Source organism: Methanolobus zinderi, assembly GCF_013388255.1.
GTDB classification, from domain to species: domain Archaea; phylum Halobacteriota; class Methanosarcinia; order Methanosarcinales; family Methanosarcinaceae; genus Methanolobus; species Methanolobus zinderi.
Window position 1 is genome coordinate 2,037,800 of sequence record NZ_CP058215.1, and the last position, 25,394, is coordinate 2,063,193.

The 25,394-nt window shown below is 43.4% G+C and carries 33 protein-coding genes; 13 read left to right on the top strand and 20 right to left on the bottom strand.

The genetic code is table 11. From position 1 onward, the window contains the following. Position 1: 1 nt before the first annotated feature. The 12 genes from fpoK to HWN40_RS10065 form a co-directional block, all read right to left on the bottom strand. Entirely contained in the window at positions 2-304 is a 303-nt protein-coding gene (gene fpoK / locus HWN40_RS10010) for a F420H2 dehydrogenase subunit FpoK (RefSeq protein WP_176965598.1), read from the bottom strand. Further along, the gene (gene fpoJ, locus HWN40_RS13660) at positions 301-609 is read right to left on the bottom strand and encodes a F420H2 dehydrogenase subunit FpoJ (RefSeq protein ID WP_176965599.1); all 309 of its coding nucleotides are present in this window, start codon (positions 607-609) and stop codon (positions 301-303) included. Before fpoJ ends, fpoK begins: the two co-directional genes overlap by 4 nt. After that, positions 599-877, bottom strand: a complete 279-nt coding sequence (locus tag HWN40_RS13665; protein WP_176965600.1) for an NADH-quinone oxidoreductase subunit J — start codon at positions 875-877, stop codon at positions 599-601. Before HWN40_RS13665 ends, fpoJ begins: the two co-directional genes overlap by 11 nt. Beyond that, entirely contained in the window at positions 862-1,305 is a 444-nt protein-coding gene (fpoI, locus tag HWN40_RS10025) for a F420H2 dehydrogenase subunit FpoI (protein WP_176965601.1), read from the bottom strand. Before fpoI ends, HWN40_RS13665 begins: the two co-directional genes overlap by 16 nt. 4 nt (positions 1,306-1,309) lie before the next feature. Further along, entirely contained in the window at positions 1,310-2,335 is a 1,026-nt protein-coding gene (fpoH, locus tag HWN40_RS10030) for a F420H2 dehydrogenase subunit FpoH (RefSeq protein ID WP_176965602.1), read from the bottom strand. Between the two features lie 5 nt (positions 2,336-2,340). Next, positions 2,341-3,465 (bottom strand): F420H2 dehydrogenase subunit FpoD, encoded by a 1,125-nt coding sequence (fpoD, locus tag HWN40_RS10035; protein ID WP_176966378.1) that lies wholly within the window; start codon positions 3,463-3,465, stop codon positions 2,341-2,343. Between the two features lie 12 nt (positions 3,466-3,477). Continuing rightward, positions 3,478-3,954, bottom strand: a complete 477-nt coding sequence (gene fpoC / locus HWN40_RS10040; RefSeq protein WP_176965603.1) for a F420H2 dehydrogenase subunit FpoC — start codon at positions 3,952-3,954, stop codon at positions 3,478-3,480. A 9-nt stretch (positions 3,955-3,963) separates the two neighbouring features. Next, on the bottom strand, positions 3,964-4,539 hold the full coding sequence (gene fpoB / locus HWN40_RS10045) for a F(420)H(2) dehydrogenase subunit B (protein ID WP_176965604.1): 576 nt from the start codon (positions 4,537-4,539) through the stop codon (positions 3,964-3,966). After that, the gene (gene fpoA / locus HWN40_RS10050; RefSeq protein ID WP_176965605.1) at positions 4,527-4,919 is read right to left on the bottom strand and encodes a F420H2 dehydrogenase subunit FpoA; all 393 of its coding nucleotides are present in this window, start codon (positions 4,917-4,919) and stop codon (positions 4,527-4,529) included. Before fpoA ends, fpoB begins: the two co-directional genes overlap by 13 nt. Before the next feature lie 381 nt (positions 4,920-5,300). Beyond that, on the bottom strand, positions 5,301-5,807 hold the full coding sequence (locus HWN40_RS10055; RefSeq protein ID WP_176965606.1) for a hypothetical protein: 507 nt from the start codon (positions 5,805-5,807) through the stop codon (positions 5,301-5,303). A gap of 14 nt (positions 5,808-5,821) precedes the next feature. Beyond that, positions 5,822-6,241, bottom strand: a complete 420-nt coding sequence (locus tag HWN40_RS10060; RefSeq protein WP_176965607.1) for a DUF22 domain-containing protein — start codon at positions 6,239-6,241, stop codon at positions 5,822-5,824. 82 nt (positions 6,242-6,323) lie between these two features. Continuing rightward, entirely contained in the window at positions 6,324-6,776 is a 453-nt protein-coding gene (locus tag HWN40_RS10065; protein WP_176965608.1) for an Lrp/AsnC family transcriptional regulator, read from the bottom strand. A gap of 214 nt (positions 6,777-6,990) precedes the next feature. Here HWN40_RS10065 and HWN40_RS10070 point away from each other — a divergent pair, with 214 nt between their 5' ends. Together HWN40_RS10070 and HWN40_RS10075 are read left to right on the top strand one after the other, a co-directional pair. Continuing rightward, complete coding sequence (locus tag HWN40_RS10070) at positions 6,991-7,146, top strand: 4Fe-4S binding protein (protein ID WP_176965609.1); 156 nt, start codon at positions 6,991-6,993, stop codon at positions 7,144-7,146. A gap of 1 nt (position 7,147) precedes the next feature. Next, entirely contained in the window at positions 7,148-8,431 is a 1,284-nt protein-coding gene (locus HWN40_RS10075) for a phytoene desaturase family protein (RefSeq protein WP_176965610.1), read from the top strand. A 22-nt stretch (positions 8,432-8,453) separates the two neighbouring features. On the opposite strand, the gene HWN40_RS10080 is transcribed toward HWN40_RS10075, so the two are convergent. Continuing rightward, complete coding sequence (locus HWN40_RS10080; RefSeq protein ID WP_176965611.1) at positions 8,454-8,957, bottom strand: type 1 glutamine amidotransferase domain-containing protein; 504 nt, start codon at positions 8,955-8,957, stop codon at positions 8,454-8,456. 292 nt (positions 8,958-9,249) lie between these two features. Beyond that, a complete protein-coding gene (locus tag HWN40_RS10085) occupies positions 9,250-9,477 on the bottom strand; it encodes a DUF1059 domain-containing protein (RefSeq protein ID WP_176965612.1) in 228 nt (75 codons plus the stop codon). A gap of 223 nt (positions 9,478-9,700) precedes the next feature. On the opposite strand from HWN40_RS10085, the gene HWN40_RS10090 reads away from it, so the two are divergent. Together HWN40_RS10090 and HWN40_RS10095 are read left to right on the top strand one after the other, a co-directional pair. Then, positions 9,701-10,222, top strand: a complete 522-nt coding sequence (locus tag HWN40_RS10090) for an LEA/WHy family protein (protein WP_176965613.1) — start codon at positions 9,701-9,703, stop codon at positions 10,220-10,222. 90 nt (positions 10,223-10,312) lie between these two features. Further along, positions 10,313-10,861 (top strand): hypothetical protein, encoded by a 549-nt coding sequence (locus tag HWN40_RS10095; RefSeq protein WP_176965614.1) that lies wholly within the window; start codon positions 10,313-10,315, stop codon positions 10,859-10,861. A gap of 17 nt (positions 10,862-10,878) precedes the next feature. Here HWN40_RS10095 and HWN40_RS10100 read toward each other — a convergent pair whose 3' ends face one another. Further along, positions 10,879-11,334, bottom strand: a complete 456-nt coding sequence (locus HWN40_RS10100; RefSeq protein WP_176965615.1) for a DUF5788 family protein — start codon at positions 11,332-11,334, stop codon at positions 10,879-10,881. A gap of 207 nt (positions 11,335-11,541) precedes the next feature. Here HWN40_RS10100 and HWN40_RS10105 point away from each other — a divergent pair, with 207 nt between their 5' ends. The 5 genes from HWN40_RS10105 (at position 11,542) to HWN40_RS10125 (ending at position 16,755) form a co-directional block, all read left to right on the top strand. After that, positions 11,542-12,426 (top strand): tetratricopeptide repeat protein, encoded by an 885-nt coding sequence (locus HWN40_RS10105; protein WP_176965616.1) that lies wholly within the window; start codon positions 11,542-11,544, stop codon positions 12,424-12,426. A 476-nt stretch (positions 12,427-12,902) separates the two neighbouring features. Beyond that, positions 12,903-13,823 (top strand): ribonuclease HI family protein, encoded by a 921-nt coding sequence (locus tag HWN40_RS10110; protein ID WP_176965617.1) that lies wholly within the window; start codon positions 12,903-12,905, stop codon positions 13,821-13,823. Between the two features lie 93 nt (positions 13,824-13,916). After that, a complete protein-coding gene (locus HWN40_RS10115) occupies positions 13,917-14,648 on the top strand; it encodes a fumarylacetoacetate hydrolase family protein (RefSeq protein WP_176965618.1) in 732 nt (243 codons plus the stop codon). Beyond that, the gene (locus HWN40_RS10120) at positions 14,648-14,947 is read left to right on the top strand and encodes a hypothetical protein (RefSeq protein ID WP_176965619.1); all 300 of its coding nucleotides are present in this window, start codon (positions 14,648-14,650) and stop codon (positions 14,945-14,947) included. Before HWN40_RS10115 ends, HWN40_RS10120 begins: the two co-directional genes overlap by 1 nt. 98 nt (positions 14,948-15,045) lie before the next feature. Continuing rightward, positions 15,046-16,755 (top strand): glutamate--tRNA ligase, encoded by a 1,710-nt coding sequence (locus HWN40_RS10125; protein WP_176965620.1) that lies wholly within the window; start codon positions 15,046-15,048, stop codon positions 16,753-16,755. 57 nt (positions 16,756-16,812) lie between these two features. Here the strand turns inward: HWN40_RS10125 and HWN40_RS10130 are convergent, their stop codons facing one another. Both HWN40_RS10130 and HWN40_RS10135 read right to left on the bottom strand, forming a co-directional pair. Then, positions 16,813-17,772 carry a hypothetical protein gene (locus HWN40_RS10130; RefSeq protein WP_176965621.1) on the bottom strand — a complete coding sequence of 320 codons (960 nt, stop codon included), beginning with the start codon at positions 17,770-17,772 and terminating at the stop codon, positions 16,813-16,815. A gap of 210 nt (positions 17,773-17,982) precedes the next feature. Next, positions 17,983-18,219 carry a FeoA family protein gene (locus HWN40_RS10135; RefSeq protein WP_176965622.1) on the bottom strand — a complete coding sequence of 79 codons (237 nt, stop codon included), beginning with the start codon at positions 18,217-18,219 and terminating at the stop codon, positions 17,983-17,985. A 208-nt stretch (positions 18,220-18,427) separates the two neighbouring features. Between HWN40_RS10135 and HWN40_RS10140 the strand changes: the two genes are divergently transcribed. After that, complete coding sequence (locus HWN40_RS10140; RefSeq protein ID WP_246275897.1) at positions 18,428-19,657, top strand: peptidase U32 family protein; 1,230 nt, start codon at positions 18,428-18,430, stop codon at positions 19,655-19,657. A gap of 30 nt (positions 19,658-19,687) precedes the next feature. Here HWN40_RS10140 and HWN40_RS10145 read toward each other — a convergent pair whose 3' ends face one another. Further along, entirely contained in the window at positions 19,688-20,059 is a 372-nt protein-coding gene (locus tag HWN40_RS10145; RefSeq protein WP_176965623.1) for a DUF6713 family protein, read from the bottom strand. 221 nt (positions 20,060-20,280) lie between these two features. On the opposite strand from HWN40_RS10145, the gene HWN40_RS10150 reads away from it, so the two are divergent. Further along, on the top strand, positions 20,281-20,598 hold the full coding sequence (locus HWN40_RS10150; protein ID WP_176965624.1) for a B12-binding domain-containing protein: 318 nt from the start codon (positions 20,281-20,283) through the stop codon (positions 20,596-20,598). A 114-nt stretch (positions 20,599-20,712) separates the two neighbouring features. On the opposite strand, the gene HWN40_RS10155 is transcribed toward HWN40_RS10150, so the two are convergent. Beyond that, positions 20,713-21,429 carry a hypothetical protein gene (locus tag HWN40_RS10155; RefSeq protein WP_176965625.1) on the bottom strand — a complete coding sequence of 239 codons (717 nt, stop codon included), beginning with the start codon at positions 21,427-21,429 and terminating at the stop codon, positions 20,713-20,715. A gap of 75 nt (positions 21,430-21,504) precedes the next feature. Here HWN40_RS10155 and HWN40_RS10160 point away from each other — a divergent pair, with 75 nt between their 5' ends. Next, on the top strand, positions 21,505-21,936 hold the full coding sequence (locus HWN40_RS10160) for a nucleoside deaminase (RefSeq protein WP_176965626.1): 432 nt from the start codon (positions 21,505-21,507) through the stop codon (positions 21,934-21,936). Between the two features lie 16 nt (positions 21,937-21,952). On the opposite strand, the gene HWN40_RS10165 is transcribed toward HWN40_RS10160, so the two are convergent. Then, on the bottom strand, positions 21,953-23,785 hold the full coding sequence (locus HWN40_RS10165; protein ID WP_176965627.1) for a PAS domain S-box protein: 1,833 nt from the start codon (positions 23,783-23,785) through the stop codon (positions 21,953-21,955). 318 nt (positions 23,786-24,103) lie between these two features. Here HWN40_RS10165 and HWN40_RS10170 point away from each other — a divergent pair, with 318 nt between their 5' ends. Then, on the top strand, positions 24,104-25,279 hold the full coding sequence (locus tag HWN40_RS10170; RefSeq protein WP_176965628.1) for a C39 family peptidase: 1,176 nt from the start codon (positions 24,104-24,106) through the stop codon (positions 25,277-25,279). The last annotated feature ends 115 nt before the right edge of the window (positions 25,280-25,394 follow it).

Here is a 25,394-nt window from a genome sequence, read left to right on the forward strand (position 1 = left end):
TTTACCACCTCAATACGTTAAATGAATCAAGATTGATCGTATCTTTCATCCTGAAGATGGCCATAAGTATCGCAAATCCGATTGCTGCCTCACAAGCTGCAAGTGCAATTGAATACAGAGCGAATACCTGTCCGGTAAGGTCTGCATTATAGCTTGAGAATGCAACCAGGTTCAGGTTTGCGGAGTTGAGCATGAGTTCAACAGACATCAACATACGGATACCGCTGCGCTGTGTCATGAAACCATAGAGACCTATGGTGAATATGATCACGGCAAGACCTATGTAGAGTTCAACGGGTATCACTGGCTACCATCTCCTTTTGCCATGTAGATAGCACCCATGAGTGAGGATAGTAATACTATCGAGAGGATCTCGAAGGGTACTACAAAGTCCGTGAAGATCATTACTCCGATTCCCTGGATATTACTTGGGTCGTCAAGGTTCTGTGGAATCTGGTCAACAGATGGCCAGCTTGTAAAGAACACAGATACCATGAGGACAGCCAGGAAAAGGAATGCGACTGTCATCCCGAGTATACGTGGCCTGAAGAAGTTGTATACTGATGTGAGAATCTCCATCGGTTTAATCGTTATTTCTTTATTCATCATCCGTACCAAACTCCTTTTTTGTAAGCATAACTGCGAACAGGATCAATACACCAATTGCACCTATGTATACGAGTACCTGGACAACTCCCAGGAACTGGGCATTCAGCATGATGTACAGGGCTGCAACTACGAACATGGATATTACCAGTGCGATCGCTGCTCTGACAACATTCCTTGCACTCACAACGAATATTGAGAAAAGTATCGCTGTGAAGGCCAGGATTGAGAAAATAATAAGTTCAATGATGGTACCTACTGTGGGGTCCATCTGCTCACCTCCTCGCCGGCCTCTTCCTCAGCATTGATATCAACTTCCCTTGCCAGCATATCCGGCGTAAAGAGAAGATCCTCATGTTGCCAGCGGATGATACCTGTAAGGTATACCTTGCTGTTTGAGAGAGCATCTTTGGGACACTGATCAATGCAAAGACCACAGAACAGACAGTGGCCTATATCAATTGAAGGGAACCATCTTTTTTTGTCACTGCCCGGACTAACACGGGCCTTTACTATCTTAATTGCATTGTTGGGACATGTATTTGCACATATTCCACAACCTATGCATTTACTCTTGTCAAGTTTCTGTAAGCCCCTGAACCTGTCTGCAAGCTTTGTGGGTACTTCCGGACACATTCTTGTAACAGGAGGGCCGAAATAAATGTTCTTAACAGCTTTCATTAAATTTTTAATGACCATCTATTCATACCCCCAGCAGACCAAGTGCGATTACCCATCCGAGATTAAGGAGGGATAAAGGCAGAAGGCGTTTCCAGCTAAGATCTACTACCTGATCGATCCTGAACCTCGGGACAGCCCATCTGAGAGCTATGATTCCCAGCATCACCAGAACAACCTTTCCAAGGAAGAAGGCAGTCGGGAGGATAATACCGAGTATCAAATTCGAAGTAAGGAATTCAGGCAGGTTCCAGCCTCCGAGGAACAACAGTACAATGAGCATTGAACCAAGGATAAGGTGGATGTACTCTGCGAAGAAACCAAGACCGAACCTCATACCTGTGTATTCGGTGATCCATCCTGCAATAAGTTCTTCTTCTGATTCGTTCTGGTCGAAGGGAAGACGTCCCATATCAGCCAGCAGAGCGATAACAAACACTATAAAACCTAAAGGCTGCAATACAACGAACCACAGCGGACTCTGTGCCTCCGCGATCTGTACGATGTTCAGTGAACCTGCCATAATGGCTACACTCACGACACAGATACCAAGTGGTACCTCGTATCCGATCATACGTGCGAAGTTTCTGAAAGCACCAAGAAGAGAATACTTGTTATTGGCACTGTATGCCACCATGAAGATACCGACGATCGATATCGAGGACATGGCCTCTATATAGAGAATACTTATATCCATCTCTGTTGCGGCTATGGGATAGGTATCCCCGTTTATAACTACAGCACCAAAGGGTATTGCCACAAGCATCAGGAAGACAGAGCCCATCAGAAGAATAGGTGCTGCGACGAACAATAGCCTGTCAGCATTCTTTGGTATAATGTCTTCTTTTGTGAACAGCTTGATAGCATCGGCAACCAGCTGGAACACTCCATGGGGACCTACTCTCATAGGACCGTATCTCTGCTGGATGTCTGCCGAGAGTTTACGCTCGAACCATACGGCAGCCATGGCACCAAGGAATATTGCACCCATCAGGCACAGACCCAGGATACCCCTAACAAGAGGATTGAATAAAATTTCCGGTAACTCCATAATTATCACCTGTCAACCTCGCTGGTACATGTGTCCATACTTCCGGCAATCGCCACGATATCCGCAACCTTGACACCCTTGAGAAGAGGTGGCAATGTCTGCAGTGTGGGGTAGACCGGACCTCTGATCTTCACACGGTATGGTTTGTCTGAGCCATCGGAGACCATATAGAATCCCATTTCTCCTCTTGGGTCTTCCACACGGTGATATACCTCACCGGCAGGAATTCTCATGACAGGAGACCTCTTGCCATAGGGAGTGTCTTCAGCGAACAGGGGTCCTTCAGGCATCTGGTCAAGACACTGCTCGATTATATACATGCTTTCACGCATCTCATCGAGACGGACCTGTATCCTTGCATAGACATCACCGGCTGTTTCCGTACATACCTTGAAATCAAGGTCCTCATAAACAAGATAGGGTTCATCCTTCCTGATATCAAAAGGTACACCGGTTGCCCTGAGTGGTGGTCCCGAGACTCCCAGATCCTTTGCAACATCGGCTGTCAGCACACCTACACCTACAGTTCTTGCCCTGTAGATTGAATCCGTGCTGTACATGTCTTCATATGAATCAATAGCCTTTCTGACATTGGGGAAAACACGCTTGACGTCATCCCTGAAACCGGGCGGAATATCATCCTTGACACCACCGAATCTCAGGAAGCTGTGAGTGATACGGGCTCCTGTAATGGAGTCAAGTAAACTCAGTACATCTTCCCTTTCCTTGATGGTGTACATGAACATACTTACAAAACCAACAAAGGAAGCATATTCTCCCATACCAAGCAGGTGACTCTGTAATCTGGAAAGCTCTTCGACAATAACACGGATGTATTGTGATCTTTCAGGCACTTCTATACCTGCAAGCTTCTCGACACATCCGACATAAGCTTCTTCATTGCTCAGTGCCGCAAGATAGCATATCCTGTCAACGATGGTTATTCCCTGAAGATACGTTTTATTCTCAAGTATCTTTTCGATCCCTTTATGGATCCAGCCCATCTCGACCTCGGAATCAACAACCGTTTCACCCCTCAGCCTGGCGTTCAGTCTGAACGGTCCCGGTAGCATCGGGTGTTGTGGCCCGATGTGTACTATCATTTCAGAAGGTCCAACTTTTTCTTCCAACATAATGAATCCTCACACCAAATTCTTAGCTGTCTTATTGGGGAAGCCCTTGTAATCCTTACGCAGTGGCCACTCGCCCAGCATCTCTTTCGGAAGTACAAGCTGCCTGAGGTCCGGGTGGTTGATATACTTCACACCAAGCAGTTCGTAGGTTTCTCTTTCGTACCAGTTGGCATTCCAGTAAACAGGAACAACCGATTCAATCTCTGGATTGTCCCTTGGAAGGATCGCCTTTAAGGTAAGTACTACAGGATGGTCATATGAGCTTATGAGGTATACGACCTCAATCTCATTCCTGTCCGGGTAATCAACACCGAACTCACAACCTAGGTGGTCAAAGGACAGTTCTTCCTTGAGATATCTGCATACTTCCACTACATTCTCAGGTTTTACCTTGGCAAGTATTCTGATTCCGGACTCAACATCGGTATCGTATATATCATCAGGGAACTGACCTGAAAGTGAATCAATTATAGTATTGGCATCCATTTTTTCACCTCAATATTCCGTACCCCTATCTTTCTTAGCTTCGATCTTTTTCTGAAGTTCAACAAAACCCTGAATAAGAGCCTCACATCTTGGAGGACAGCCCGGGACGAAAACATCCACCGGGAAGATCTCATCAACGTTCTGGTGAGTGCTGTATGACTCATAGAAAGGACCACCGCTTATGGCACAGTCTCCAAAGGCGATTACCCACTTGGGTGAAGGCATCTGATCCCAGACCCTTTTGAGTGCAGGCAGGTACTTCTTTGTCACATATCCGCTGATAATGAGCACATCGGCATGTCTTGGAGAGTTACGAGGGATGATTCCGAAACGGTCGGTATCATAGTGGGCCATTCCTGTGGAAAGCAGCTCCACACCACAGCATCCCATTGCATTTACCGTAAACCAGAGTGAATTCTTCCTTCCCCAGTTAAGAACATCCTGAACCTTCGTTTTCTTCAAAAAGTCACTGATCGCATTGCTGTCTGTAAGTGTGACACCGGGAACATCATCATACCCGAAATTTTCAGCTTCGTTTTCTTCAACTTCGGTCTGTTCAGCTTCTGTTTGCTCTACTTCATCCATTTAAGAGCCTCCTTCTTTAAGAGGTAGACGTAACCGAACAATACAACAAAAATAAAGACCAGCATTTCGACGGTTGCTAATTGAGTAATTCCATGTCCTTTGAAGATAGTAGCCCATGGATATAAGAACAGGACCTCTATATCAAAGAGAACAAAAGCAATGGCATAAAGATAATACTCGACATTGAACTGTATTCTGGCATCCCCGGTAGGGACCGAACCGGCTTCATATGTCTGATATTTTGCTGCAGATTTACTCCTCGGACTTAGTGCCTTAACTAAGAACATGGTCAGAGGAGGCATCAGTAATGCCACAACAAGAATTATTGCAACCGGTATGTAACTATATATTATGTTACCCATATCGATTATTTCTGACATAACAATTCTCCTGAGGGTTATTACGTAGACTTTTTATATGTATAAAATACCTTCTGTGTGTTTTTTTCATATACCAAGTCTGCAATTAAATAAATCAAATCATATCTTTTGATATATTTTTCAATAGATTGAGTTGGCTATTAGTTGATATAAATTCATTATATTTAAATTGTGGCAATCAAGGCTATAGAACTCAGAAATTCAGATTTGAGCACTATATGAATAAAAGATAAGTATTTAAACAATGATACATGCAAGCAGACTCAGTTTTTGCATATACTGACGTAAGGATAAGTTAAGAACAGTAACATAGTGCAGAAGGAAGAAGTTAAGCAAATAAATTAAAGAAGGCAGGAATATCCCGCATATCAAAATACCGGGTCACACCTGCTTTGGAGAATAGTATTTTTTAATCACCATATCGCATTCCGAACATGTTACTATCAGCCAGTCTCCCAAATTGCGCCGGGAATATTTCTCAAAGATAGAAGCCCCGCATCCGGGACATACATAATATTCCTTGAAGTAGTAATGATAGAACTGCGGAGTGCCCTCAAGCCAGTCAAGCACCTTCTGCATATGCTCGAAATACCGCTGCTTCGAAGGATGCCCGTTATTCTTTTCCATAGCCTCGGATACACGATCCCCAACATCTCTTGTATGTTGATGGGATTTCTCTGTTATTTTCTTATAATCAGAGATGTACTTGGTAGTATTGTTAAGATATCTCAGATAGCCAGCATGCGCCTTGGGAATATTACTCCTAATTGTGCGCACGAAATACTCTCCCATGACATCTTCCATGATATCCACGCATGCAGTGCAGATATTGTAGCCTTCATAATGCTTATAGTCCTGAAGGTCACCACAGATAGTACAGGTTTCCATTAACTTACCCCCGATTACCTGACTGCTCTGGGGTTCAGAGCCTCACGGGTAAACATTATCGGGAAAATATTGAGTACGGCTATCAGATCGCCTTCCCTGATCCTGCCATTCTCCTGGCCCAGTACATATGCATGTTTGATTACACGTTCGCTGTCCACAGGCTTTGCTCCACCCTTAGCACCCACCTTGATCAACGAAACTATTGCATGGTGCGTAAAAGTACATGGAATAGCTACCATATCAGGCTCCAGGGTGATCTCCTTCACTGTGACCCTTTTAAACTCACCCGCACGGATTTCGAGGTCTTCATCGGAGATTACCATTTCCCACTTGGCACGTGTAGCAATGGTGAACTCATAAGGCGCTGCCTTGATCTTCTTGGAAACAAGTCCTCCATTGTCCCGTGATACCACTTGGATCACTTCTTTTCGCATTTGATCACCAAAGATGAAACTATCATGTAAGTATAAATAGGTTCCGAGTAATTATCATGAATAATCATTACATCTAGATTGTTCAAGATTTCTTGCGGATAGAAAGACTAGTATCTTTATGACATTTTGTAGTCAGTATGCTATCGGATTTTTTAATACCTTCCATATTACTGATGGGGACCAGCACTTTTTCCTTCAGTGTGTGCACATCAAATGTCTGTACTTTTAAAAGCAGATCATAGGGTTCCAGAAGTTCATATATTTCCAGAACATCATCGATCTCATTAAGTCGCTCGATAACACCTGCACTCTGATTTGGTTCGAGGTTTATCCCTACAAAAGTAGTAATATTAAACCCGACAACATCAGGATCTACCTTTATGGTAAATTCTTTGATAATGCCTGAATCATACATTTTTTCAATTCGCTTGTGAACCGTGGATGTGGCCACACCGAGTTCACTTGCGATAACCGTACTATGTTTCCTGCAATTGCCGGAAAGATGTTCCAGTATGGAAATATCGACCTCGTCCATGAGATATAAATAATCGAAGATAATAATATATTTTTCTATTTTTTACTATGTCAGGAACATATTATGACACAGGATGACAGAAAGGATTCCCGGGAGAAATAAACAACCTGCAAATCCGTCCGCCAGAAACAGCAATCCTATGTGCATAAGTTGTATCGGGACGATAATGCTTTTATTGTTAGTCATTTTATTAAAGAAAGTCCGGTGAGGTTCTATGAAAATAAACGATAATTGTGTTGGATGTGGCCAATGTGCCACATTTTGCAAATTTGATGCCATAATAGTAAGAGTCAGGGCAAGCATGAAGGACAACTGCACAAACTGTGGCATGTGCGCTGCATACTGCCCGGTTAAAGCGATCGAGGTATAAAATGAAGGCAATTATTATCGGTGCCGGGCTGGGAGGACTTTTAAGTGCAGCCAAGCTCTCAGAATCAGGATACGAGGTAGAGGTATTCGAGCGCCTCCCCATAATCGGCGGCAGGTTCACAAATATTCCATACAAAGGTTTTCAACTAACCACTGGTGCACTGCATATGATACCCCACGGGCCCTCCGGACCCCTTGCCAGGCTGCTGGAAGATGTGGGTGCCGATGTGGAGATAATACGCAAAAAACCAACAGCTGTTATCAGGATACCCAGAAAAAGAGGAGACACGGACTATAAGTTCGGACATAAAGATCTGCTTTTTGAGGACTTCAAAATGCCGTTCTCCCTTATCAACCGCATGAAACTTGCATTCTACATTATTACTACAAGGAAGAACCCACCCAGTGAAGGCTCCTTTTATGAATGGTGCAAAAAACATCTGGACCAGGACTGGACCTACCGCATGTCAGACTCTTTCTTTGGATGGGCACTCAGCCTGACATCCAGGGACGTGCCTGTTGAAGAAGCATTTGAGATAATTGAGAATCTCTACCGCTACGGAGGTGCCGGAGTACCTCTTGGTGGGTGTAAGGCCATCACCGATGCACTCGCTGATATCGTAAAAGCAAACGGCGGCACCATACATACATCCACAGAGGTCACCGGCATACTAACTGACAACGGAAATGTAAAAGGAGTGCTTGCAGACGGTCAGGAATACATCTCTGACCTGGTCATAAGTGACGTAGGGCACTCAATCACAACCGGCCTGCTGAATGGTGTAGCAGGAAACGGAGACATAAGAAAATACATTGATGAGGCGAAAAAGTTGAAACCATCTGCCGGTGTTAAAATTTGCCTCTCATCAGATAAGCCCCTCATAGGCCACGGCGGAGTGCTGCTCACACCCTACGGGAAAAGAGTGAACGGCATCAATGAGGTGACCAACATCGATCCGGACCTTGCTCCTGCGGGAAAACACCTAACAATGTCACATCAGTGCGTTCTCCCGGAAAATCTCGACAGACTTGATGAAGAAATCGAGCTCGGACTTCAGGATCTTGAGGATATATTTGCAGGCAAGGAATATGAAGTACTCCTCATCCAGTCATATTCCAACGACTGGCCTGTGAACAGGTCATCTTCCGGTTCTGACCTGACAAATATAACCCCGGTTAAGAATCTCTTTGTTGTGGGTGACGGAGCAAAGGGAAAAGGTGGAATTGAAGTTGAAGGTGTTGCCCTTGGAGTGGAAAACACCATGGAAAAAATAATGGAGCATTGATGCTCCGGCTTTTATTGATCAATCATTTATTTAGAAGTTCCATCATTTCCCTGCCAAATGCGAACAGGTCATGAGGACTTCTGGAAGTGATCAGATTACCATCGACCACGACTTCCTCATCATATATGTCCGCACCCGCGGCCTTCAGGTCATCGATAACTCCCGGCCAGCTTGTAGCCTTCCGGCCTTTGATAACACCAGCAGAGATCAATAGCTGGGGGCCATGGCATATTGCCGCAACAGGCTTGTTCTCTTTAAAGAAATGCCTGGTTATTTCAAGTGCATTAGAATCAAGGCGCATCTTCTCAGGACCCTTTCCACCGGAAATTACCAGAAGGTCATACTCTGCAGGATCAATCTCATCAAAACCCAGATCGACATTAACAGAGTAGCCGTGTTTGCCCGTAATTGTTCCCCTCTGGAGAGATGCGATCTTTGCATCCACTCCTTCTTCCTTAAGACGGTGATACGGATAGATCAGTTCCACATCCTCAAAGCCGTCCGCTCCGAATACAAGTGCTTTCAAAATATCAACTCCCGATACAGTATTCTGGTCGTCGGTATATGTAGCTTATGCCAGAGAAGGAATAATATCAGACACAGTAGAACTATTTAAAAAAGAATTTCATAGAAAAGAAATAATGTGTAGGAACATTATTGCTTATTAGTATTTATACGATTTTTTACTAATACCAAATACGGACCAATGTGTCTTAAGTAAGCCCTCCTTTCATAGTTGCCTCGCAGAAAGACATGTATGACCATCATAGGGCGTGTCAAGCTGTGAGGCACCTATACAGGTAAGGTTTTCAGTTTTTTCAGGGTTTTGGAAGATGACCACAGCCACAGCTTCTCCCAAGGAAGGCTGATATCCTGTGTTTCAGTTCGTGGACTTCTTCATGGGACATTGTTTCAAGCAGGTCCTTGTGCTCGGTGTCAACATGATCGAACATTTTCTGTTCAACTTCTTCCAGGTCATATCCCATTGCCATGTAGCTACAATTGCCGATGCCCACGTCAGTGCATTTTACCATTCTTACCTTCATAATCCATGCTCCTTTATGTAAGTATAAATCTAATGAAAGTAGTAGGATATAAATCTAGTTTTCCGCTTTTTGTATTAAAGCAGATTGAAAATGTTTTCAACCGGGTTTTTAGAACCTGCCTTCAGAGAAATACCCGTATTAGTATTTCAGTTTCCTAATGTGATTTAAGCCGGTCCGGGAATCTTTTTTATGGGCAAATGGGAAGATACGGAAGTGTTCCGAAATGAGAAGATATGTGTTGATGAGCGGAGTGGTTTTTCTTATTCTGCTGGCAGGCATTATGAGTATGGGTTGTGAAAGCCGGGAAGAGCAGATAAGAGCAATAGAAGATACTGAGATCACTGTAAGGAGTATCGAGGTTAACGAGTTCAGCTCGGATCTTATCGACCTGAATGTAACCCTTGATATCTACAACCCAAACGATGTCACTGCCAGACTTGAAAGAATGAATTATACAGTCTATGCAAACGATGTGAACATCGGCAACGGAAGCTTTGAGGAAGCTGTTGAGATACCGCCTGAAGAAGGCAGAAGGACATCAACCAACTTTACTACAGAACCAACAATTGTACCGGCTACGATCTTCAGTGCCCTGAGACAGGGAGAGCTTGTATGGAGTGTTGAGGGAGTACTGTATTTTGATACACCCCTGGGAACCTTTGAACAGCCATTCTCCGGGAATATTTCAGAAACCCAGAACAATACAGGACAAGAAGAGATATCTGATAACAGCTCTGAAGAGTAAGGGGGAATGGGATAGGGCAGATTTAAGCCATTGAGAAAATAATCATTCTGCTATAGCTATTTATCATTATGATACAATAGTTAATAAACCATGAAAGTAAGTGACCTGAGATCCATGCTCGTTTTCAGTGCCAGGGAGGAAGCCATCTTCAGAAATTTCGACCTTCCCAGGGACGCTTTTTATCCAATGCTGCTATCACTGAAAATTGGAGGGGCGTGGAGTTATTCTGCAGAGCATCTGAAAAGTATCTCTGTTATGAAGGTCTATACTCTCTATGACGAAGAAACGAAGATCGGAAACACTGTAGAAGAGATATACCTGCTTATAGACCCTGAAGTGTTAAAAAAGGAAGGACATGTGAACCGACTGGAAAAATGCGGCAACAAAGAATCAAGGGTATTGCTCATCAGACCACATTCAATAACCCTCAATGCAAAAAGGATACTTGTGGCGAAGATAAGCACGGAGAAAAGAAAGATCTTCATCGGGGACACACTTGAGAACGTTGTGATGTTCACAGGCCCTTCGGCCTATTATGCCGCCCACGAGATGGAGCACCTGGAGAATACAGAAGTTGAAGGATTGCCCATGTGGTCTTTCGAGTATGTATTTCAGGATGATGAAAGCCGGAGCCATTAGACTATATCTATTTTGATCTAAGTGTTTTCTTTTAAAAAACGTAGCCATCTTCTGGCTTCGGCCACACGCTGACGTGCGAACACTTCATGGAACTGCTTCCTTTTTTCTTTTGCCTTACCTTCCTCGATGTCCTTAAGGTCCATTATCGTGCGCATCAGGCCTGCTGCTTCGTCAAAGAGCCTTTTTGCTTCTTCCCTTGTCAACCTCTCGGTCTTTAGTTCAAGTTTATCCTCGTTCGCTTTATCCTGGAGGTAGGAAATATAATTGTCTATCTGCTTACGGTCCTCATCCGTAAGCTCTTTTTTCATAAGCAAATCCCAGACGATCTCATGGAAATTATATACATTCCCATCAACCTCAGTACGATATGGTACTTCTTCACCTACCCAGAAAAGACGGGTATTCAGTGCTGCGAGGAGCTGTCGCCTTTCTCTTGCACTGATGTAATCATCATTATCTGATTTTTTTATCATATGATCCCCGGCATTTAATTTTAGTAGCAGACATTCCACAAATAAGTTTTGACAACGCCTACCATAACTATAAGAAAGAGATCACGTCCGATTTCATCAAAGTAATTATTTATATACTATTATATAACTATTTATAACGATGGAAGATTCCTTCCGGCTAATATCATGATGAAATTCGATCTATGATTGTTGATACAAGGTGTTATTATGGGAATGATGGACGAAGTAAAAACAAAAAAGAAATTAAAAGCCGCTGAAACCTGGTTCAATATGGCTGAAACTGCCAAAACACAGGAAAAACAGGTAGAGTATTATACCAAATCACTGGATTATAACCCATATAATGCCGAGGCATGGTTCAGGAAAGGGCGTGTTCTGGAAAAGATGGGGCGTTTCAATGACGCACAGAGAAGTTTTGACCATGCGATCGAGATAGATCCAGATTACCAGGGCCTTATAGGAAAAACGGACACCTTCGAGCCCACAATCGACTCGGAATCAGAGCAGTTTTCCGATTCCGATGAATTTGAGATAATACATCCTCAGGCAGAGCAAAAAGATGAATGGGTTACTGAAAAGGCAGAAGACCAGAGTATAGGATTCACACCACCTGTAGGGGAGGAATCAATCTTTTCCGGCCTTGGAAACAGTAATGAGGATGAAAGCTTCGATGATAACACCTTTGTAGGACCGGAAACAAGAGAGGATGAATTTTCGCAGGAAATTCCCACCCAGGACGAGGAGGAAATTACTTTTGCTGCCGTATCAGGTGTAGAAAGGGATGAAGAAAATTCAGAAGAAGTGGTATCTCCAATCTCCAGCAAAGAAGAGATAACCGGAAGCATAATTGGCTCTGAGCCTGAAACAGCTCCCGTATCAGACTCCTTCCTGACTGGTGATACTTCTGCCGGCAAAGCTGAAAAGGACATGCAAATGCCCGGATCAGACATATCACGTACCGGAAATCCCGGAGTTAGCGGATCTGAAAGTGGCCAGGTGGACGTCAGGATACCCCCCAATGAAATGATAAAATTCTGGCTTGTGGGTATCGTGGCAATTGTGATAGCATTCAAGTTACTGGAATTTATCTGATAATGGAATATGGAGGACAGGGGAACTGATGTGATGAAACATCATCTTATACAGTGACCCTGTCCTTTTAACCAAAGGATTCTGTGCTATCTTTGCGATAATGCACTTCAAACTTTTTTTATAATTCCAAAATCCAGTTCTGACTATTCTAAAAACAGTATTCGGTTAAAAAGTAAGATGGGGCTGCTCAGTTAAAGCAAACTGCACTGAGCGATTCATCAAAGGAAATATCTATACTCTACTCGAACTTATCACGCTCACGCAGTCTGCGTGGTGTTGCATGATACTCATGCCTGTGTTTCATCTTATATCTCCCTGAGATTCACGGAGCATGTGATTTTTCCCCTCCATGGTTTTTTCATGAAAGCACACATATGCTTGAATGTACTATATAGATTCCCCAATATAAATAGATATTTTGAATTATAAATACTTACAATTCCACAATATTATATAGTCATAAAATAATATTATTTATGCAAGGGATAACATCCTGTGTACGGCTGAAAACCATAGAGATAATCAGTACCAGAGACATGGATCTAATTACCTTTGACGGCTCATGCAGTCCTAATCCGGGTGGCTGTATGGGGGTGGGCTGGGTGGTTACACTTAACAACAGCTCATACTCGATACTCGGAAACGACCGCCTTGATAAAAGCAATAGCAATAACGCTCTTTTTGCAGAATATATTGCCCTGAAAAAAGGCATGCTTGAATATGTGAAAGCTGACGGACAGGGACCTCTTACTGTGATCGGGGACAGCCAGACCGTGATCTACCAGATGCGAGGTATCTACCCGATAGAAAACCATCATATAAAGGCCATATATGAGGATATAAGTTCTATTATCAAACAGTACGAACTTGATATACATTTCAGATGGGTTCCTAGGATACAGAACCAGAGAGCCGACAGGCTTTCAAAATCAAAGCAAAAGGTCCGGATAGAATATCCGAATGACAGAAAATGCATTATGGATATTGAAATCGCACCGATATCGAATAACCTCAGACGTAAGATATCAGCAATGAATTCAACTCCTTTCCCTTCCGCAAAGATGTATAAGAGACTGCATCCGGGATCAAAGGACCTTTTATCCGGGATGGAATTGTATGAATTGCAGAAAATGGCCGGCAGGGAAGCAACAGCAAAAGCTGCCCTGGAATTTGCAGGAAAAACAGATAAAATGAAGCACCTGCAGGCCCAGGCCCTGAGGTGGATGCTCAGGGGACTGGCAGTAGACCTTGCAATACATAAGGTAAGATTTGACGTTGAAAACAAGAAAGCTCCTAAAAAGAGCAGCAAGAAGAAAAAGATGAAGAAAAAAAATACCTCTAAATCCTCAGGCGGCAGATCAAAATACTATGTTAACAGGAAAACTTTTGCTTTTTAATTCCACAATCTTCTTTTTTCGTATTGCAGATACGAACTTAACTGCATAAAGAACATCTATGCTTATCTAGAATGAAAGCAAAAGAGTTCATTGATGTTCGGCCGGTTCAAATATTCCGATGAGATATTCTACGGAGAGTTCAGTGACGGGATTGTCACCTCCCATGATGGTGACGGGAAAACATACGAGATGGAGGAACTTGAGGTTCTTCCGCCAAGCCTTCCTTCAAAGATAATATGTGTGGGCCTGAACTACCATGACCATGCGGTCGAGCTTGGTATGAAGGTTCCCGAAGAGCCTATAATTTTCCTGAAACCTTCATCGTCCATGATAGGACATAAAGATAAGATAATCTATCCTAAGTCCAGCCAGAGAGTTGACTATGAGGGCGAGCTTGCAGCGATCATCGGAAAAAAGTGCAAGAACATAAGTTATGAACGGGCCTATGACGTGATCGCCGGATTTACCTGTTTCAATGATGTTACGGCCAGGGACCTCCAGAGCAGGGATGGTCAGTGGACCAGATCCAAAAGCTTTGACACTTTTGCACCGGTGGGGCCTTTTATTGTACCGGTTGAGGAATTCGAAGTTGATAACGCACCCATAAAGACACGTGTCAACGGAGAGATCAGGCAGGATTCCAATACTTCCAATCTTATATTTGACATACCCTACCTGATAGAGTTCATATCAGGCATAATGACACTGGAAGTGGGGGATATTATAGCAACAGGAACCCCTCCCGGTGTTGGTGAACTTAACCCCGGTGATTTTGTGGAAATTGAAATCGAAGGTATCGGAATTTTAGGAAATGAGGTCGCATAATGCTGTTCGATCAGATAAACAAAGAACTGGAACTTGCAGAACGCCATCTAATGGTCTTAAAAGCGGTAATCGAACGTGGTCCTATCGGAATACTGAAACTTTCCGAGGATACGGGAATGCCCACTCATAAAGTACGCTATTCTCTCCGTATACTTGAGCAAGAACAACTTATCAAGCCCTCTTCCCACGGAGCTGTTGCAGGCGATGCGGTGGAACAGTTCATGTCTGATTTTGAAAGCGATATCTGTGATGTGATCTCCAAGGCAGCCCATATAAGAGAGATAGGCAAGCCTGAGTGAGCACATTTAAGTCAGGTTCTTACAATTCACCTAGCATATCGTGATCAGTAAAATTTTGATCGATCTTAATCGAGATTCTATCTTTGCGGAGAATACAGATGACATTAACCGATGATGACAAAAAGACAGTAGAAAAATATGCACTCCAGAATGCTGTAAAATACGGACAGGCGCCACAGATAGGAGCCGTTATGGGTCGTGTTATGGGTGAATGCCCTCACCTGCGTTCAAAGGCAAAGGAAGTTACTCCTTTTATCCAGGAAATACTTACCGAAGTTGCAAAAGGAAATCCGGATCAATGGCAGGCCAGGCTTGAGGAGATCGCACCTGAACTGATCGAGGAACTCTGCGCCAAAAAGGAACCTGACAAAGGTCTGAAAGAACTCGATATAGAGGAAGGACAGAAGGTCGTGATGCGCTTTGCACCAAATCCCAATGGTCCGCCGACCCTTGGAAGTACCCGCGGTATTGTTGTAAACTCCGAGTATGTGAAAAAGTATGGTGGTAAGTTCATCATACGCTTCGATGACACCGATCCCCAGACTAAACGCCCCATGCTCGAGGCATATGACTGGTATATAGATGACTGCAAATGGCTCGGGGCAGACCCTGACGAAGTAGTTATCGCCTCTGACAGGGTCCCCGTATATTATGATTATGCGAAAAAACTCATAGAAATGGGACATGCGTATGTCTGCTTCTGTGACGGTGCGGATTTCAAGAAATTCAAGGATGCAAAAGAACCATGCCCTCACAGGGACGTCAGTCCTGAAGAGAACCTAGAACACTGGGAGAAAATGACAGCCGGAGAATACGAAGAGAAATCCGCTGTCCTGCGTATCAAGACGGATATCAGGCACAAGGACCCTGCATTGCGTGACTTCGGTGCTTTCAGAATAGTCAAGACCCCGCATCCGCGTCCGGAGGTAGGAGATAAGTACTGTGTCTGGCCGTTGCTTGATTTTGAGGGTGCCATCGAGGACCATGAACTCGGTATGACCCACATTATCAGAGGCAAGGACCTGATGGACAGTGAGAAACGCCAGACCTATATCTACGACTATCTTGGATGGGAATACCCGAAAACCACACACTGGGGTCGCGTGAAGATGCACGAGTTCGGAAAGTTCAGTACCAGTGCACTGCGTAAGGCTATCGAGGACGGAGAGTATTCAGGCTGGGACGACCCACGGCTGCCAACCCTGCGTGCCCTTCGCAGAAGAGGTATTCTCCCCGAGGCAATTCGCAAGTTCTTTATAGAAATGGGTGTTGGTGAAACTGATATCAGCATCAGCATGGATACCCTTTATGCAGAGAACCGCAAACTCGTGGATCCGACTGCAAACAGGTACTTCTTCGTCTGGGATCCGGTTGAGATCGAGATCACAGGCAAGGAGCCCTGCACAGCAACCCCGCCCCTGCACCCCACAGAAAACCGCGGAAACCGTGAAATCGAGGCAGGTCCGAAGCTATACATTTGTAAAGAAGATGCGGACAAGCTCTCTGCTGGCTCGAAGATAAGGCTAAAGGATCTCTACAATGTTGAGATCACTTCTCTTGAACCCCTGCAGGCAGCTTACCTGAACGATTCCATTGAATCAGTGAAAAAAGAGAAGATGAGGATAGTTCACTGGGCACCTTCCAACGGAATACCCGTAACCGTGCTATCACCTGATGGTGAGTTCCACGGAACAGGTGAAAAGCAGATAGCTAATGAGCTGGACAATATGGTTCAGTTTGAGAGGTTTGGTTTCTGTCGCATTGACAGTGTCAATGAAGAAGTGATAGCATATTATACGCATAAATAAGGGATAAAAACTGTCCCTTTGCTTTTTTTCTTTATTTCAATTCCACACTACATTATATCAATCACTGAAAATCCTGTAGTAGGCCCTGTCTTCAAAAAACACAAGCACAGCTTCACAGCTGACAGAATCATAGTTGTTATCTGCTGCCTTCAGGCCCTTTGGCAACCATACTGCACGTCCTGAAAAACCTTTTTTCCTGAGAACTGCAATTGTTTCAAGCACCATAAGGGAAGGACATTTGCAATTCTCAACAAGAACTGAGTTATCATAATCAAGGCGAAAGTCTTCCCCGAACAACTCCATGCCTCTTTCGACATGGTACAGCTCTCTGTAATCATAACCCTCCTCCAGGCATTTATTAAGACGCAAGCTGCCACATTTTCTAATCCATTCGTTGTGATTTTTCTGTAGTTGCTCTTCACGAATGGCTTCCTCTTTTTGCCGCTTCTCAAAGAGCAGGGCAGTTTCACGTTCTTTTCTCAGGAATTCACGTCTGGCGTTTTCATTGTATGTTTTCAGCTGCTCCTTCGCCTCGTTCCATCTACTCATCCGCTGTCTGGCATCATCCAGTACTTCATTGATACAGATATCACATTCCAGCACACGGCGGGCTTTCAGGATAATCAGGTCCTTAATGTTCACTTTCCCTTTTTTCAGACGTGCCGGCCTGAACTCCCTCTCATATGTGCTTTCATCCAGTTTTTTACCTGCGGTATACACAAGGTCCTCAATCTCTATATCGCCCGATTCATCAAAAAGAGGATATTCCATCTCGATATCGAATATATATTTATGATCAAGACTTAAGGGGAGCACACCATATGCCACGGAAGGAAAAAACCTCACATCCAGCATCACTCCGGTGGAATAATGTTCATGCTCCATACCCTTTGCATGAAGCTTTGAATGGTCCATGGGACTTATGGGCCAGTGAAGAGATTGTTCTACCATACTTTCTTCAGAGACCGAGTCCTTCTTATCAGGACACAGTTTCACTCTTCCCTTTACTTCAGCCATTGAATCGTACATACCTGCTCACACATAATTTCATCTTGTTGGATCGTACTTAGCTGAAGATTTGATATCTCTGTATATTAAATTGAAGAAACTGTGGTGAAAGTATTAGCAAAACTCAGGCAGAAATCCGAAATAACATACAAACTGGAATAAGAAGAAAGTAGAAAATTAAAAAGAATCAGATCAGACAGATATCCAGGTTAATCCGGATCATGCAGAGCATTCCTGGACCATGATCTTTGAAGCCATCCCTTTTCCGAGCGCATAACTGCACCCGTTCAGCTCAACGATAAGGGAACCCATGTTGTCTCTCTTTATCCTGAGGAAAGAATTCTCGATAAATCCCATGGATATGAGGCGATTCATCAGGGAACGACCTGCGTTGATGGATACGATCTTACTTGTTTTGCCTTCAGGCATCATAACCAACGGCATTACTGGAGCCACCTTTTCACCTCTTATATTTTAAGTTGTCTTTCAGGACATGTTTTTACCATATTTGTCCTTTATAGGGATGCCTAACATCCTTTGACAAATCGATATAGTGTTTAATACTATATATAAGTTCCCGAGTACGAACAAAAGTTGACAATTAAACAAACTCACTTGAGTTAGTGACAGAAAGGATTTAAAGAATAGTTCATATCCATAAACCATGCCAAAAGACATGAAAAAAAGATCAGCACCGGAACTTGCAATGGGAGTCAGGAATATGGCTTCCCTCAAAGCTTGCAAAGATAATACCGATGCAGTCTACTTCTCCCTTGACAGGCTCAGTCTCAGGTCAAGGGCTCAGGACATCACAACAGATAATCTGGTCGATTTTGTAGAGAGTGTACATGAATACGGAATAAAGGCTTACCTTGCGGTAAATTCCGTGATTTACCCTGATGATCTGCAGGAACTGAACGAGGTGATGGAAACTGCGGCATCTGCGGAGGTTGATGCGGTGATTGTCTGGGACCCGGCAGCCATTATGAAAGCAGCAGCTAATGACCTGGAAATACATATATCCACCCAGGCAAACGTCTCAAACCAGGAAACCGTCAATTTCTATGAATCCATGGGTGCAAGCAGGGTGGTGCTTGCCAGGGAGCTCAGCCTGGACCAGATCAAGTATATCAGAGAAAACACAGACCTTGAACTGGAGGCTTTCGTACATGGTGCCATGTGCCAGGCAGTGTCAGGCAGATGTTACCTCTCGGCATACCTGCTGGGAAAGTCCGGCAACTGCGGAGAGTGCAGCCAGCCCTGCAGATGGGAATGGTCACTACATTCGGATAGCGGTGAGAAGGTGGATATCGAAGGAAAATATCTCATCAGTGCAAAGGACCTCTGCATGATAGAACACATTCCTGCACTGTTGGAAGCCGGTATTGACTCCTTCAAGGTAGAAGGGAGACTGCGCAACCCCGGCTACACTTCCACGGTTTCAAGATGCTACAGAAAAGCTATTGACGATTACTTTAATGGGACCTATAAGCCGGAGTCTGCGGCTTTGCTAAAAAAGGAAATGGAACTGGAATATAACCGCGGGTTTTCTACCGGATTCTACTTCGGCTACCCCGGACCTGAAGGGCTTGCATGCAATCATGATATGAACGCATCCCCTGTAAAGAGGGAAGCTGTGGGAATCGTGACAAACTTCTATCCGAAAAATAACGCAGCTTCCGTGAAACTTCTGGAACAGGGGCTCAGGACAGGAGATCAGATAATCATCGAAGGTAAGACCACCTATGTCGAGCAGGAAGTATTGTCCCTGATGGTCGAAGGAGAGAAAGTAAGTTCTGCGGAAAAAGGCATGGAAACCGGACTGGCTGTTGTTGACAGGGTCCGGAAGAACGACCGCGTGTTCAGGATAGAAAAGGATATCCACTGGAAGTAATAGGATTCCTCCAATGTCTTTGGTGATCTGTCAGTACAAAAGCATAAGTGTATAAATTAGTTGTACAATTGAGAAAAACAATGTTGAAACCAGGATCATTATTGACATTGTGGTCCTGAACTCCTCCCTGCCCCTGAGCAGGAAAAAAGTATGTGCCAGAAAAGCAAAGATACCGCTTAAAGAAACAAGCAGTGATATCAGCAAGCCATAATAGCTTCCCTGATATACAAGTACAAGGCCGTAAATAACTACGAAAAGGATTGGAAAATGAAGCAACAGGAATAAGTTTATACCTCCGGGCATCCTGAACAGTTTCCACTCTTCCCAGTATGCCGAATCGATCTCATGATTTATCAGGAGAATCGCATTCAACAAATAGATCCAGAATAATGTTCCACCCATAGTCCCTCTTTTTTAGATTGGTGTCCATTAAATATTAGTTTACAGGGAATAACAGACATCATGAAACTATATAGTTTATTTACAAAAATATATTTCTTCTAGACAAAACTTATCTCAATCTTAAACTATAGAAATCGGCAGAACCCGGAAAGGGTCTGATAAGCAAAGTATTGTCAGAAAATTTACCTTCTGATTCAGGTTCAATAAGGACAGGTAATATTATGGATACTCAAGATTCAGTAAATCAGCATGTTTTTGATAAAGCCAGATCTGCAGTCATTGATATCAACGATACAGAAGCCGCAGAAGCAGCCCGGGAAGCCCTTGATATGGGTCTGGATCCCGTGGATGTCATCGAGCAGGGATTCGTAGAGGGAATGAGGACCATGGGAGATATGTTCGAAGAAGGTAAGCTTTCTCTTATCCAGATACTTGCTGCCTCAAAGACCATGAACATAGGTATAGAGATACTGAAGACAAAGGTCATTGCAACAAATGATAACACAGGTTTTTTCGGTAACCTTGTTGTTAACTACTAAGGTCAGTATTAAAAAATCAAGACAACTTTACCGATTTCTCTTTTTCTCAACGATTATTATTTTACCAATATTCCAGGATAAAATTCATTTAAAGGCCTGAATATCCTGAATATCTTAATCCATCAGATCAATTGTGGCGTTTACAAGTATCTGCTGACTCAGTGGCATTGTCAGCAATATCCCGACTATATAGATCAATAGATTCAATGCAACAGGCCACTGCAAGAGCATTCCCGCATAATATGGAACCACCCCTGCAAGAGCGATCAAAGCTATAATAACACATAGTACCGTACTTGCTACAAAGTTCTCCTTTACAAGCTCTATGCTTTCTGACAGGGCATCCGTGATACCATATCTTTTGATCACAAACAGAGGTAGCACGAATAATATGAAGATAGCAGGTATCGAGACTATACAGGCCATGAGGATTGATATCACGACCATTAAAATAATGATAACAATCTCAGGCAGGATCACGCCGGCCAGCGTAAGAACTGCGACAATGGAAAGTCCCAGAACTACATAGAGCACTGCCCATATGATAAAAAACAGGATCATTATAGCAAACATCAGAATAGTATATATCCAGCTTCTAAGAAAATTACCCGAACAAAAACCCTCAAAAACATCGACGATCTTCACACTTTCCTGCCTTGCTCCCTTTGAGAGCATTAAGACAAATCCGTAAATAAGCGGAGGAGCGGTAATCAGCAGTATTGAACCAAAAGTAAGGATCAATGTTGCCGGCCCGTATACAGGCAGATTGTCAAGAACATTTCTGAAGGAGTTTTTGAGCAGTCGGTTATATTCCATTTTTCTGTCCTTCATTGTTAATATATAAAAGAGAAGTTATATATTATATTAAAATTTATGCATATTAGCTGATCACAGCGAGGGAAACATATGGACAAATTCATGCAGCTTGCAATAGAAGAAGCAAAAGAAGGACTTGAAGAAGGAGGAATTCCCATCGGGTCCGTCCTTGTAAAGGATGGCGAGGTCGTGGGGAAAGGCCACAACATGAGGGTACAGGAAAATGACCCCCTTGCACATGCTGAGATCGTGTGCATCAGGAATGCCGGAAGAATAGGAAAGTACAATGATACGGTTCTGTATTCCACACTGATGCCATGTTATCTCTGTGCCGGAGCTGCAGTTCAGTTTGGAATAAAGGAAGTCATTGTCGGTGAATCCGAGAACTTCGAGGGTGCTTCCGAATTCATGAAGGAACACGGGATCAATGTGACAGATCTCGATCTTGAAGAATGCAGAGAGATGATGGCTGAATTCATCCTTGAAAAACCGGAGATCTGGAACGAGGATATAGGAGAATGAAACAGAAATAAGAAGATTATGCTTTCCGGATGCTTGCCCAGAAAACACTGCCTCTGCCTTCCGGATTGTTATCGACTCCCACCCTTCCACCATGAAGGTCGATTGTCCTCTTTGCAATTGCAAGACCAAGGCCTGTGCCCTTAACACCTTTCTTTTTTTCGGATAAACGTTTGAAACGCTCAAAAACCCCTGATTTCTCACTGTCCGGTATACCGTCCCCGTTGTCGGTCACCTTTACTTTCCATTCCTCCCCAAGGTCTTCTATCTCAATTTTAATAATACTTTCAGATGGTCCGTACTTTATAGCGTTGGAAAGGTAGTTGGAGAAAACTCCTTCGATCACAGGATTCACCATTGACGGATAGGTCCTGTCAAGATCCATTTCCAGTGAGATGTTCTTTGATCCAAGCTCCATTTCGAAGTTATTAGCAACATCACATAGTATCGATCTCAGATCCATGGCTTTGAATTCAAGATGTTCAAGATCCTCAAGTTTGGCAAACTGAGCTGCAGACTCGATCATATCTATCAGCCTTTTGATATTGTTATTTATCAGTTTGAGCCTCTCAAGTCTGGCTGGATCAGTCTCATCCTGCATAAGCACAGTGGTAAATCCCTTTGCAATACCTGCCGGGTTCAGCAGATCATGTCTGAGAATATCGGTAAAGAGGTCTTTCATTTCATTAAGCGATTGCAGGTTCCCTGCATACTCTTTCAACTGTTTTTCCGCCTCTTTGCGCTGGGTGGTGTCCCTTACAATGCAGATTACACCGTTATCCAGAGCAGTCAGGGAGATTTCCTGGAAGAAACTGCTGCCATCTTTTCTCAGGCCAATGGATTCTCCTTTCCATTCACCTTTCACTGAAAATGCCGGTATCACAGTTTCATATATCTTTCTTATCTCAGATTCCCCATAGAGCATCTTCCAGGATCTGCCAAGGAGCTCATCCGGACTATCATATCCATGTATCCTGGCATGTGCGGCATTGACATATACATAGTGTCCGCGTTCATCAAGTATGGCAATGCCATCCACAGAAGATTCCATGGCAGTGGTCCTGTGCTTTAAGCATTCCTCTACCTTTTTGCGAAGGGTGATATCCTCACCCGAACTCAGGACCCCAACGGTATGACCGTTGTCATCTTTCAGGGACTTGCTATACCAGGAGATTATTTTTTCTTCTCCGTTCCTGGCCAGTACAGGTCCTTCCGAATAAACGATATCACCGTTATCCGAATGCATTATATCCAGATATTTTTCAAGGGATGTGGGACGGAAATATTCAGGTACGAAAGTGTCGAGCCATTTTTTCCCCAGTATCTCATTTTCTTCATATCCGAGTATCTCTGTTGCCCTTTTATTGACAAGGGTCACCTTCTGGTCCTTATCAAAAACAAGTATCATTACCCCCGCAACGTCAAGATAGCTCTGTGCCTGATCGCGTTCGAACATAATCCTGTCATGCAACGACTTAATTCTCAGAAGAGACATCACCCTCATCTTAAGCTCAAGTCCGTCAATGGGTTTTGTCAAAAAGTCATCCGCATGTGACTCCATACCTTTGAGACGATCTTCCCTTCCAGAGAGAGCAGTCACAAGAATAACAGGTATAAACTGGGTTTCTGCAGACTGCTTGATCATCTCACATACCTGATAACCATTCATATCCGGCATCATTACATCAAGAAGGACAAGATCCGGCCTCTCGACCACAGCCTTCTCAAATGCTTCCAGGCCGCCGTATGCGGTGATAATATCGTAGTCAGAACTAAGATACGCCTCAAGAAGTTCAACATTCATGGGCTCATCGTCTGCAATTAGTATCCTGGGTCTTACAGATGGGGTCATTTCAATCAAGCTTCAGCAAGTTCAGAGACATCGAAATGTCAATATAAATTATACAAGTACCAGAGCTGCATATAGATTTAATAGTAATTATACATATCCGTAAAAAATAAGAAAAAGATATGTGCCGGCAATTAACTTACTGACAACAATCAATCTTTTTTACATCATGATTATGAGCATAAGCAGATCGACATGCAGAGACACTTATTTATACTTCCGACCAGAATTTTGATTTGATCAGACCAGGCAGATCTTATGCAAATATCCTGCTACGACATGGAGCAGATCAAAAAATTTAGTCTGGCCTGAAAATGGAGTATGAGCGAACAGGGGGACCATGTCATTATTCGAAGAATTGACCTGTCTTTTATGGTCAAGGTACTCTGTATAATGCTGGTAAGCTGCAACGTTGCAGCTACCGGCGATATTGAGAAAGAGCACGCAGACATCTACAGCCGGAATAATGTAAAGACAGCTTTGCCTGTGCCTTACTACGATCAGGGAGATACAAGCTGGTGCCTTTATTCCTGTCTTTCAATGATGCTCAGCTACAATAACAGAAATATCGAACCATGGGAAATTGCCTCATATTTCGATTCGGGACATGACGAGACCTTCGAGGGTCAGTACAATGTATTTGACAATTCACTGGAGAACTATTTCAGCGAAAAATGTTCTATTCAAATAAAAAGAACGGTGTGGGGTTTTAACATCGGTAATTTCGATGTTGAAAATTTCGATTCCCGGATAAGAGAAAATATTGACAGAGGACAGCCTGTTTTGCTTGCGTTCCAGTACACTGACCCTGCCGGTGCGAAGAAAGGACATGCTATTGTTGCGACTGGTTACGATGAAGAATGTATATATCTGACAGATCCCAGTGGTGCTATTACAGAGGACTTCTTCGCACATAAAGAAGGACACATTGCCGTACCCGTTAGCTGGTATGAGTTCAATGAGAGACTTGTCAGAGAAATAATGCTGACAAACCTTGCATTTACCATAGAGATCACAGAAGATGCACCTTCAAGCAGTCCTGATGGGTCCATATATCTGGTTGACAGCACGGACCATAACTACAGTCATGTGTATTTCACAAATCGCTCCAACAAAAATGATGTCGGCCTTTTGCGCCTTGACGGGAAATATGAAAACGGTTACCTTATTGTCAGGCAGGACAATATTTCCAGAGAAAGAAAGATCTCTTTACAGGACAGCATGAGCCTTTACTTTACAGTTGCCAACCCGACCCCTGAACAGAAAAACTATACCGTTACCAGTGAAGTGGTCAGCAAAGAATCCGGCAATAAGATAGATAACTTCTTTTTTTCAAGCGAGATAGAAGTTGAAGGTGGCAAAGACCTCTCAAAGGGAATCAACTATTCAAATCAGATTGAAAAGCTTCCCGCCGGAGACTATTCTTTTACTTTAATACTTTCTGATGATAAAGGAAAGCATATTGATTCGCTATCATTCGAGCTATATATTCCCTGAAAATGTATCAGTACTCAGGAATCCTTTATTCAATAGAGAAATATTAAATGGAATCCAGATAGTGAAGAGGTCGATATATACAAGTCAATAATATAAATATCTATTAAATAATTAC